This window comes from Microbacterium sp. H37-C3 (genome assembly GCF_027157935.1).
In the GTDB taxonomy this organism is placed as follows: domain Bacteria; phylum Actinomycetota; class Actinomycetes; order Actinomycetales; family Microbacteriaceae; genus Microbacterium; species Microbacterium plantarum.
The window spans coordinates 835,929-846,105 of the sequence record NZ_JAPVLR010000002.1 but is presented as its reverse complement, the minus strand read 5'-3'; the positions used below and the strand labels follow the sequence as shown (position 1 = coordinate 846,105).

11 protein-coding genes are annotated in these 10,177 nt (G+C 71.2%); 1 reads left to right on the top strand and 10 read right to left on the bottom strand.

Going from position 1 to position 10,177, the window contains the following annotated elements:
• Window positions 1–34: 34 nt before the first annotated feature.
• From O1W71_RS09015 to O1W71_RS08980, 8 genes are all read right to left on the bottom strand, one after another.
• A complete protein-coding gene (locus O1W71_RS09015) occupies window positions 35–1,162 on the bottom strand; it encodes a baeRF11 domain-containing protein (RefSeq protein ID WP_269267512.1) in 1,128 nt (375 codons plus the stop codon).
• Window positions 1,163–1,252: 90 nt separating this feature from the next.
• Entirely contained in the window at window positions 1,253–1,807 is a 555-nt protein-coding gene (locus O1W71_RS09010; RefSeq protein WP_269267511.1) for an NYN domain-containing protein, read from the bottom strand.
• Window positions 1,808–1,854: 47 nt separating this feature from the next.
• Entirely contained in the window at window positions 1,855–3,045 is a 1,191-nt protein-coding gene (locus tag O1W71_RS09005) for a PQQ-dependent sugar dehydrogenase (protein ID WP_269267510.1), read from the bottom strand.
• A 9-nt stretch (window positions 3,046–3,054) separates the two neighbouring features.
• Window positions 3,055–4,452 (bottom strand): serine hydrolase, encoded by a 1,398-nt coding sequence (locus O1W71_RS09000; protein ID WP_269267509.1) that lies wholly within the window; start codon window positions 4,450–4,452, stop codon window positions 3,055–3,057.
• A gap of 152 nt (window positions 4,453–4,604) precedes the next feature.
• A complete protein-coding gene (locus O1W71_RS08995; RefSeq protein WP_269267508.1) occupies window positions 4,605–5,318 on the bottom strand; it encodes an NUDIX hydrolase in 714 nt (237 codons plus the stop codon).
• A gap of 20 nt (window positions 5,319–5,338) precedes the next feature.
• Window positions 5,339–7,081 carry an ABC1 kinase family protein gene (locus tag O1W71_RS08990; RefSeq protein WP_442924106.1) on the bottom strand — a complete coding sequence of 581 codons (1,743 nt, stop codon included), beginning with the start codon at window positions 7,079–7,081 and terminating at the stop codon, window positions 5,339–5,341.
• A gap of 5 nt (window positions 7,082–7,086) precedes the next feature.
• A complete protein-coding gene (locus O1W71_RS08985) occupies window positions 7,087–7,671 on the bottom strand; it encodes a PadR family transcriptional regulator (protein ID WP_112613635.1) in 585 nt (194 codons plus the stop codon).
• A gap of 90 nt (window positions 7,672–7,761) precedes the next feature.
• Window positions 7,762–8,130: a winged helix-turn-helix transcriptional regulator gene (locus tag O1W71_RS08980; RefSeq protein WP_269267507.1), complete on the bottom strand. Its 369-nt coding sequence runs from the start codon at window positions 8,128–8,130 to the stop codon at window positions 7,762–7,764.
• A gap of 96 nt (window positions 8,131–8,226) precedes the next feature.
• On the opposite strand from O1W71_RS08980, the gene O1W71_RS08975 reads away from it, so the two are divergent.
• Window positions 8,227–9,084, top strand: coding sequence for an SDR family oxidoreductase (locus tag O1W71_RS08975; RefSeq protein ID WP_269267506.1), 858 nt, complete (start codon window positions 8,227–8,229; stop codon window positions 9,082–9,084).
• A gap of 58 nt (window positions 9,085–9,142) precedes the next feature.
• Here the strand turns inward: O1W71_RS08975 and O1W71_RS08970 are convergent, their stop codons facing one another.
• Together O1W71_RS08970 and ykgO are read right to left on the bottom strand one after the other, a co-directional pair.
• Window positions 9,143–9,922, bottom strand: a complete 780-nt coding sequence (locus O1W71_RS08970; protein ID WP_269267504.1) for an isocitrate lyase/PEP mutase family protein — start codon at window positions 9,920–9,922, stop codon at window positions 9,143–9,145.
• A 78-nt stretch (window positions 9,923–10,000) separates the two neighbouring features.
• Entirely contained in the window at window positions 10,001–10,123 is a 123-nt protein-coding gene (gene ykgO / locus O1W71_RS08965; RefSeq protein WP_023951906.1) for a type B 50S ribosomal protein L36, read from the bottom strand.
• Window positions 10,124–10,177 lie beyond the last annotated feature (54 nt).

The window sequence follows — 10,177 nt, the reverse complement described above, 5'->3', positions numbered from 1 at the left end:
ACACCAGCCCCGCCGGTCCGACGGGTGTATCGCCTCAGGCGAGGTCGGCGGGCAGCGGGAAGCGCAGCACAGCGGCCACGGGCGCGCCGTCGGGCAGATCGGTGCTGCGGACGGCCCGCACCCGGCCGCCCGAGCCCAGGACGCGCGCGGCGATCTCGTCGAGGATCGCGTAGGTGCTCGGTCCGGCGTCGGGCGCGCGGGTGATGTGCCCGGCCTCGTCGATGACGCCCTCCTGCTCGAAGGCGAGGTCGAACAGCAGCTCGTCGACGGCGGCGGTGCTCGCGGCGACGGCGGCCTCGCGGACGGATGAGGTCGCGAGCCCCTGCGCCCGGAGCGAGCCGAAGCGCTCACGCCACTGCGCGAGCTCATCCTGCTCGTGGGCGTCGAGGATGTCGCGCGCCGCCTGTTCGAGATCGGCGCGCGAGAGCGAGTCCGGGTGCGCGTCAATGCCGCGCTCCAGTAGCAGGCGGTGGGTGTTGACCGCGCGGTAGGCCGGCTCGAGGTCCTGGGATGCGGCGAGGATCAGCGGAACGTCGGCGGGAACGACGCGCACGACGGCGTCCTGGATGATCCGGCTGAACTTCTCGCGCTCGATGCGGTCGCCCGTCGTCCCCTGCGGCCGCGGCATGTCGCGCTGACCGTCGGTCGTGGTGTGCTCGAGCGCGGCCCACAGGTCGTCGGGAAGCTCGAGTCGACGCTCGGTGAGCCCCAGATCGGGCCCGAGTTCGCTGAGGCGGCCGCCCTCGCGCGACACCTGGACGACGAAGGCTCGACGCGGGAACGACACGGCGCGCAGCAGCTGACCGGCGTCGAAGCGGTCGCCGACCGATGCGCGCGCCTCGAGGCGGCTCGGCAGACGGAACGCCTCGACGCGGCCCGGGGATGCGAGCACCACCGTCGAACGCGACTGGCTCTGCCAGAACTCCTCGTCGTCGAGCAGCGCGCGCAGCGATGCGAGCACCGCGTCACGATCGGCGTCGTCGACCTCGGCCTCGGACAGTTGTCGGGCCGCCTCGTCGATGCCCTCGCGCAGCTGGAGCTGCGCGTGACGCCGATCCGCGGGGATCGGCGACGACGGGGCCACGATCGTCACGCTCGCGGGGTGGCGGGCGCCGATGAGGTCGAGCAGGGATGCGGTCTCAGGAAGATCGGATGCCAACATCGCCTCAGGGTAGGCAGACGACCGCGCTCGGCGTCGAGGGGTTGCATCCAGCCGTGGATGCCGTTAGGTCGTGAACCCGGCGAGACCCGATCAGGCGAGGAACTCCCACGGGTCGAAGGTCTCGATCGGGATGACGCGCACGCGCGGTAGCGGGGCATCGAACGCGTGCGCGTCGTACTCGAGGTCGAAGAACTCGACGCCGGGGATGGCCGTCAGCTCGCTGCTGCGGAACTCGGAGAACGCGAGCACGCCCACGCGTCGGTCGGGCCCGGTCAGGGCGGCCACCTCGCCGACGAAGTCACGGTCGTGACTGACGAGCACGACGTCATCGGTCCGCTCCTTCAGCGCCGCGAGCGTGCGCTGGATGGCGATGTCGACGACCTTCTCGTCAGCGTCGCCCGACAGGGGAACCGGCTTGTAGCCGAGTGCCAGCAGAGCCTGCACGAACGACATCGGGAGGTGGTTGCTGGCGTTGAGGAAGAACAGGCCGCGCGCCGGCTGCTTCCACTGCTCGTCGACGAACTGCAGCAGCCGGTCCCAGCGGGGGCGCTCGTCCGGCAGCGGGCGACGGCCGAGGATCGACTGACCGAGCGTCGCGTCGATGTTCTCGCCGTCGACGAGCAGCCACGTCACGCGTTCGGTCATGAGGTCCCCTGTCTGCGGATGTCCTCTGAGAACGCTATCAAGCCGGTTCAGCCCTCGGGCACGAGAGTGACCCGCATCAGCCGGTCGTCGCCGGCCGCCGCGTTCCCCCGGCCGTCGGTGTTGTTCGTGAGCAGCCAGAGTGCGTCGCCCGCGACGACGGCATCGCGGACGCGCCCGAGCTCACCCGGCCAGAGCGCGACCGGCTCGCCGACGAGGGCACCCGCGTCGACGTCGATCTGCCACACGCGTTCACCGCGCAGCCCCGCGACGAAAAGCGTGTTGCCGCGCGCCGCGACGCCGCTCGGGCTCGCCTCCTCGGGTGTCCAGGTGATCAGGGGCGCGATGAAGCGCTCGTCGTCCGAGGCTCCTTCCACGACGGGCCAGCCGTAATTGCCGCCCGCCTCGATGCGGTTGAGCTCGTCGAAACGGTCCTGCCCGAACTCGCTCGCCCACAGGATGCCGTCCTGGGTCCACGCGAGACCCTGCACGTTGCGGTGTCCGAGGGAGTACACCTCCGACCCGAGAGGGTTGCCCGGGGCGGGCTCTCCCTCCGGCGTCAGCCGCAGGATCTTCCCCGCCAGCGAAGCGGGGTCTTGCGCGGCGTCGGGCTCTCCCGCATCTCCCGTGGCCACGTAGAGCATGCCGTCCGGCCCGAAGGCGATGCGCCCGCCGTTGTGAACGCGGTCGCGCGGAATGCCGTCGATGACGACCTCCGCACCGCCGAGCCGGCGGTCGCCGGCCTCACCCTCCAGCTGCATTCGCACGACGCGATTGTCGTCAGCCGTCGTCACGTAGGCGTAGAGCAGCGCGTCGTCCTCGTCCTCGTCCTCGCCCTCGCGGACCGCGATGCCGAGAAGACCGCCCTCGCCGACCGCGGCGGTGAGGTCGATCTCGCCGACGGCGCGCGCGAGCCCGTCCGCGTCGACCTCGAGGACAGCACCGTCGTCGCGCTGGCTCACCAGCTGCGTCCCGTCGTCGAGGACGACGACCGACCACGGCACCTCGAACTGGGTGACGACGTCGATCGGGCTGCCGGTCGGGCGCCACCAGCCGGGCGAGGCGTCGACCGGTGCGGTCGGCGTCTCGTCGGGAGTGGGCGTCGCCTCGTGGTCCGGAGGCCGCCGGTCGGCCCCGCCGGTGCATGCGGAGAGCAGCAGTGTCGAGGCGAGCAGGGCGCCGGCCACGGCCGCCGGCCGAGACCGGCGAGCGGGAATGCCGGTTCCCGTCGAGCGCGTCATCGTTCCAGGCTACGGGCCGGTGAGGATCGCGGCTGCGTCCTGCGCCCATCCGAGCGCCACGGCAGGGCTCGCGAGCGTGGTGGCGTCGTCGGCGCGCGCGAGCACCGTGATGACGACCGGCGCGGCGCCCTCGCGTTCGAGATACCACGATCCGGCGAGCACCCCGACCGAGCTGCCGCCCTTGAACGCGACGAACGTCCACTCGTCCCCGAACGCGAGACCGGGATTGGCCGACAGGATGTCGCGGACCGGCGCTCCCGCCTCGGTTCGCGCCCGCTCCTGCAGCGCCTCGTGCGCTGCGGCCAGATCGTCGGGGGTCGCGAACCAGTCGGCGCCGTCGCGCCACCCCGGAGTCGCCGCGGATGCGGCGGAGAGATCGGGCACGCCCGCGGGGAGCCGCTCGATGACGGAGCGACGCGCCTCGGGATCGTCGCCCGCTCCACCCCACAGTGCGCGGAGGTCGGGGTCGCCGAACAGGAGCCAGAAGAGCTCGCGCGTGGTGAGGAACGGCGTGTTCGCGCCCGGGTCTGCATGCCCCATCGAGACCATCGCCGATTCGACGGCATCGCGCCCGACGGCACGGATGAGCATGTCGGTCGCGGTGTTGTCGCTGATCGCGATCATCTTCTCCGCAGCCTCGCGCACGGTCACCTTCGTGCCGTCGGGACGGTCCTGCAGCTCGCCGCTGGGGAGGCTCCGCACTTCGGCGTCGACGACCAGCTCGTCATCCCAGGTCAGCCGGCCGGCCGCGACGGCGTCGACGACGGCTCCGAGCACCCACAGCTTGAAGACGGATCCGATGGGTCCGGCCGCCTGATCGCCGCCCTCGTAGAGCACCTCGCCGTCGACCTCGCGGACCTGAACGCCGACCGTGAAGGCGGCCTCGTCGATCTGTTGCGTGAGCTCACCCCACGAGGCCGCGGGAGTCCGCTCGGGCTGCGGCGGGGCGAAGAGGAGCATCGCGATGCGGGCGTCGGGGGTCACCGAGATCGACATGTCGTACGTCACCTGCTCGGACTCGATGGTCACGCGGGCCTGGGTCTCGACGCCGTCGTACGCCACGGCCGTCCACGGGGCCGCGGCCTGCATCTGCGTGAACACCTTCTGCAGTTCGGCGGGCGCCAGCTGCTCGAGCGCTGCGTCATCGAAGTGCGTCTCGATGTCGTCGACGTCGGTGGTCTCGTCGCTGTTGATCTCGTCCATCACCCAGCGGACCTGCTCGCCGGCCGGCGTGGCGGGAATCTCCACCGAAGCGGCAGACGAGGCCGATGCGTCGGCGGGCGCGGGGTCGGCCGCGCAGCCCACGAGGACTGCGGCGGTCGCAGCCGCGACGGCCACGGCAGCCGAGCGCCGTCTGGGGGCACGGGCGGTCGAACGGGTCGAAGGGGTATCGGTGGGGGAACTCACGCATCCAGCTTGGCGTCGCGCGCCTTCGGCCACCTCCCCCCACAGGAGGAGATCGCACCGGCGTTCACGCTCGCCGCGGCATTCGCCGGCTTCGGGGATCCGACGGTGCCGTTCATCGCCAGTCTGTTCCTCGACGCTCGCCACCGGCGCCATCACTGCGGCGGGAGCGGCAGCTCTCGGTCGAGATCCCAGTCCTCGGTCCACCCGAGTTCGGTGAACAGGCCGTCCAGCAGCATCGCCGTGAAACCCCAGACGAGGAACTCTCCGGCATCCTGACGCACGACGAAGCCAGGTCCCCGCCATTCGGCGCCGTCGCGGCGCAGCACCGTGACACCGCGGTTCGCCGGCGCGAGCAGGTCGGCCACCGGCGCTCGGAACACCGCCGCCGACTCCGCGACGTCGACGACGCGAACGGGTGACGGGCGGCGCCACCAGGCGAGCACGGGCGTGACGAGGTGGCGGGAGTACTCCAGCGGCAGCGGCGGAAGCGGGCCGAGCACCTCCACCCCGGCGGTGTCGAGGCCCGTCTCCTCCCGCGCCTCGCGCAGCGCCGCGGCGACGACGTCCTCGTCACCGGGATCCACCCGTCCGCCCGGCAGCGCCACCTGTCCCGGATGCGACCGGAGCGTGGCCGCGCGGGCGAGCAGCAGGACATCGAGATCACGCGAGAGAGCGGCTTCGGGCGCGTGATCGCTCGGACGGTCATCGAGGATGCCGAAGAGCACGAGCACGGCGGCGGCACGGGTGCCCGGCGCAGCCTCGGAGCCATCGAGCAGCTCGCCCGCGGCGAACCCGGGCCGTGCGGCACGCGCCGCGAGCGCGGCGAGCTGTTCGCGCGCACCGGTTGCGGGCGTCTCGAGGGGCATGACCTCAGGCTACCGAGCCGTCAGTCGCGGGGGCCGAACACGCGCGCCATCAGGACGTGCAGCAACGGCAGCGCCGACAGCCCCATGAGCACCGTTCCGAGGGTCTCGTCGTCGGGGCGCAGGAGCACTCCCCCGACCAGCAGTCCCGCGAAGAGGATCCCCGAGACCGCGCGTCGTCCCAGTCGTTCCAGGCGCGACATGCGCCGTTCGAGCCTGCCGCTGTCGAACCCGAGGTTCCCGTCCTCGAGATGCGTGATGAGCCCGTCGAGCCGCTCCGGCAGGCGCATCGTGACGTCGGCGAGACCCATGGCACGCCGCGCCATGTCGCGCATGAGATCGCCGCGTTCCTCGCGGAGCAGCCGAGCCGCGTACGGCTCCACCGCGTCCCAGAGGTTGAAAGCGGGATCGATCGAGGTGCACACACCCGACGTGAGCGAGGCGGCCCGGATGACGAGCAGGAAGTTCTCCGGCAGCTGAAAGGGCAACGCGCGGGCGAGCTCGCCGAACTCCCCCGCGAAGTCGCGGAACTCGCGCGGATCGACCTCCTTCAGCTCCGCGAAGCCCATGCCGCCGAAGCGTGCGAACAGCTGCGTCATGGCGCGCTCGAGCTCGCGGACGTCGGCCGAGGGCAGCAGCGCGCCCACCTGCGACATGCCTGCCACCAGCCCGCGGCCGTCGCGAGCGGCCGCCGCGACGAGCACCGTGCGCAGCGCCTCCCGCGTCGAGGGCGATATCTCGCCCATCATCCCGAAGTCGATGAACGTCAGCAGCCAGTCGGGCCGGTCGTCGCGGCGCTGGTCGGGCGGCACCGGCGTGACGAAGACGTTCCCCGGGTGCGGGTCGGCGTGGAAGAACCCGAACCCGAAGAACTGGTCGAACATCACGGAGGCGAACACGCTCGCCACCTCGTGAGGATCGATGCCCGCGGCCCGGAGACCGTCGACATCGGTGACCTTGATCGCGGTGACGTCGGCGAGCGTCAGGACCCGCGACGTCGAGCGCTCCCAGGCGATCTCGGGAACGGCGACCCGGGGGTTGTCGGCGAACTTCTCCCGAAAGCGTTCGGCATTGGCCGCCTCGTGCCGGTAGTCGATCTCCTCGAGGCTCGTGACGGCGAACTCCTCGACGAGCGCGGGCATGTCCGCGCGGCGCGAGACGAGGCGGATGCGGCGGAGCCATCGGGCAATACGTCGCAGCGCAGCCAGGTCGACGTCAACGATTGTCTGGATGCCGGGGCGCTGCACCTTCACGATGACATCGGTGAACCCCGCGTCGGCGGCCTGCTCCGGTGTCAGCCGGGCGCGGTGCGCCTGACCGAGGGATGCCGCTGCCACCGGCTGTTCGTCGAACGACGCGTAGGCGTCCCGCAGCAACATCCCCAGCTCTGCTTCCGCAGCCGCGCGGATCTGCTCGAAGGGCACCGGGGGCACTTCGTCCTGCAGGCCGGCGAGCTCGGTCGTGATCTCCGGAGGCAGGACGTCGAGCCGCGACGACATGAACTGCCCGACCTTGATCATGAGCCCGCCGAGCTCGACGGCGAGCGCGTGGAAGCGGCGCGCGAGTCGGCGCAGGCGGGCCGTCCGCCCGCGTTCCGAGAGCCGCTCGAGACCGAAGCGCGGCAGGACGATCTCGAACCACCACGTCTGCACGAGCGCCCGCGCGGCAAAGCGCAGGATGCGGCGATAGCGCGCACGCGCGCGGGCATCACCCGGCGCCGCGAGGGTGCCGGGTGATGCGACGCGATGCGGGTCGGCCGAGGCCACCCGCGTCAGGCCTGCGCGAGCAGGGCGTACAGCTTGCGACGCGCGTCGTCGAGGATCTCGACGGCCTGCTGGACCTGCTCGGGCGATCCGCTGCGGCCGACCTGGGCGGCGGCCTGCGCGAGCTCGACGCCTGCCTTGGGCAGTGCCGTCACGCGGCTGTGGTCGCGGCTCGTGCCCTCCCACGGCGCCGACTTCTCGCCCGCCTCGCCCGCCGCTGCGCGGCCGGCCTCGGTGAGCGAGTAGGTCTTGCGTCCGTTGGACTCCTGAGCGCTGACGAGGCCCTCGTCGGCGAGCAGCTGGAGGGTCGGGTACACCGAGCCGGCGCTGGGCTTCCAGGACCCGCCGCTGCGCTCCTCGATCTCGTGGATGATCTGGTAGCCGTGCATGGGCTGCTCGGCGAGGAGGGCGAGCACGGCGGCACGGACGTCGCCGCGTCCGACCCGGGTGTTCACCTTCTGCTCGAAGGTCGACTTCAACTGGTCGAACGCTTCGAACACGTTGTTTCCGAGATCGGAGACGTTGAAGCCGCCGCGACCTCCGAAGATGTTGTCACGGCCGCCGAAACCGCCGGTGGGGAATGTTCCGCTCATGCTGACCTCCCGGTCGTCGATACGTTAGCGATACCTGACGATATATCGTTATGATCCCCGGCGACAGGGCTCGCACGGAACACTCAGCCTTCACGCGCGGCGGCCGACGATGTCGTCCGCGTTCGAGGCGATCCACTCCATGAGCGGCATCATGCGCTCCATCAGCTCGACACCGCGCTCGGTCAGCGCGTACTCCACGCGGGGCGGAACCTCGGGGTACGCGGTGCGGTTGACGATGCCGTCGGATTCGAGCGTTCGCAGCGTCGAGGCGAGCATCTTCTCGCTGATGCCCGTGACCGAGCGACGCAGCTCACCCCATCGGGCGGTGCCGTCGGTCAGAGCCATCAGGACGAGCACACCCCATTTGCTCATGACGTGGTCGAGTACGACTCGCGTCGGGCAGTTCTCCGTGAACACCTGATCGGATGTCGCCCGGATCTGCGCGAAACTCACTGCCATGTAGGTAGCTTACCGAAAAGTGGGTACCCGTCGTCTGGAATGTTTGCCCGCCCCGGAACGGTTGAGCCGAGCATCACCCGATCGAAAGGATCACCGATGACCATCCTCATCACCGGAGCGAGCGGACAGCTCGGCCGCCTCGTCGTCGACGCCCTGCTCGCCCGCGGCGCCGCCCCTGACACCCTCGTCGCGGGAGCGCGCGATGTCGCGAAGATCGCCGATCTGGCGGACCGCGGGGTGCGCACCGCCCGCGTCGACTACGACGACCCGGCCTCGCTGCGCGAAGCGCTCGCGAACGTCGACAGCGCCCTGCTGATCTCGGCGTCCGAGCCGGGCAGGCGCTTCGCGGGCCACAAGAACGTCATCGACGCGGCCGCCGCGGCAGGCGTCTCTAAGCTCGTCTACACCAGCGCCCCGAAGGCGACGGCCTTCGAGTGGGCCCTCGGCGCCGAGCACAAGGCGACCGAGGAGGCCATCGCGGCCAGCGGCGTTCCTGCCGTCGTGGTGCGCAACAACTGGTACATCGAGAACTACGTGCCCGACGTCCAGCGCGCCGCCGAGAGCGGTGTCATCGCGGCATCCGTCGGCGACGGCCGGATCGCGCCGGCCTCGCGCGCAGACTTCGCCGAGGGCGCGGCCGTCGTCCTCCTCGAGGACGGCCACCTCGGCGAAACATACGAGTTCGCCGGAGACACCCGTATCGGGTACGACGCGATCGCCGCCGCGGCCTCCGAGGTGCTCGGTCGCGACGTGACGTACGCCCGCGTCTCGACGGACGACCATGTCGCCGCCCTCGAGAGCGCCGGACTCGACGCCGGCACCGCGCAGTTCGTCGCCGGGATCGACACCGGCATCCGCGACGGCGTTCTCGACGTGGACGATCACACCCTCTCGCGCCTCATCGGGCGACCGACGACGTCGTTCGCCGACGGGCTCCGCGCCGCGCTGGCCTGATCCGCGGCATGCCGGCGCGCACCGACCTCGGGGGTGGTGCGCGCCGGCTCTGCGGGCCTCAGTTCAAGGGACGCGTCGACGGCGGGATGACCCCGTTGGCGTACAGCTGCTGGGCGACATCCTGCAGCGCCGTCAGAGCGACCCGCTGCGTCGTCGGGCCGTAGGAGATGCGGGCGACGCCGAGATCCTCGTACTCCGCCGCGGTCAGCGCACCGGGAAGCCCGATGACGCTGAGCTTGCGCTCACCCAGACCCTCCACGAGGCGCCGGGTGATGTCGGCGTCGAGGATGCCCGGGACGAACACCAGGTCGGCGCCGGCATCGAGATACGCGCGACCGCGCTCGATCGCGTCGGCGATCGACTCCTCGGTCGACCGGTCGCCCGCGCGCACGAAGGCGTCGGTGCGGGCATTGAGGGCGAACCGGACGCCCTCGGCCTCCCCCGCCCGGACGATGGCCTCGACCGCGCGGACCGAGTCCGCCAGCGGCTGCAGGCGGTCTTCGACGTTCGCGCCCACGATGCCCGCACCGATGGCCCGGCGCGTCGTCTCACCGGGGTCGCCGAAGCCCGCGTCGAGGTCGGCCGACACCGGGACGTCCCCGGCCACCGCGACGATGCGGCCCACCATGTCGAGCACGATCTCGAGCGGGATGTCGGTGCCGTCCTCGTATCCGAAGGATGCCGCGATCGAGTGACCGGCCGTGGCGATCGCACGGGTCTCCGGCAGAGCCAGGATGGCCTCGGCCGACACGACGTCCCACACGTTCACCACCCGCAGGATCTCGGGCGCGGCGTGGAGGTCGGACAGGGTCTGGGCTCGCTCAGCGGGAGTGCTCATGCCGCTCACGCTAATCGTGCGGAGCAGCCGGGAGGCACATGTTGCGCGGATCGACGGCACGTGCCATCGGGCCGCACCTCAGCCCTGGCGCCCCTTGAAGCGCGGGTTCAGCTTGTTGATGACGTACACGCGGCCACGGCGACGCACGACCTGCGCGCCGGGCTGGTTCTTCAGCGACTTGATGGATGCGCGAACCTTCACGATGACCTCCTATTGAGAACTCTTATCAACAACAAGGTACGGTGGAGGACCGAT

Coding starts and splice junctions, on each gene's coding strand:
- O1W71_RS09005 (WP_269267510.1), bottom strand. CDS start 3,045: ATGACGCGCTCGACGGGAACCGGCATTCCCGCTCGCCGGTCTCGGCCG.
- O1W71_RS08985 (WP_112613635.1), bottom strand. CDS start 7,671: ATGAGCGGAACATTCCCCACCGGCGGTTTCGGCGGCCGTGACAACATC.
- O1W71_RS08975 (WP_269267506.1), top strand. CDS start 8,227: ATGACCATCCTCATCACCGGAGCGAGCGGACAGCTCGGCCGCCTCGTC.
- O1W71_RS08970 (WP_269267504.1), bottom strand. CDS start 9,922: ATGAGCACTCCCGCTGAGCGAGCCCAGACCCTGTCCGACCTCCACGCC.
- O1W71_RS08980 (WP_269267507.1), bottom strand. CDS start 8,130: ATGGCAGTGAGTTTCGCGCAGATCCGGGCGACATCCGATCAGGTGTTC.
- O1W71_RS09010 (WP_269267511.1), bottom strand. CDS start 1,807: ATGACCGAACGCGTGACGTGGCTGCTCGTCGACGGCGAGAACATCGAC.
- O1W71_RS09015 (WP_269267512.1), bottom strand. CDS start 1,162: ATGTTGGCATCCGATCTTCCTGAGACCGCATCCCTGCTCGACCTCATC.
- O1W71_RS08995 (WP_269267508.1), bottom strand. CDS start 5,318: ATGCCCCTCGAGACGCCCGCAACCGGTGCGCGCGAACAGCTCGCCGCG.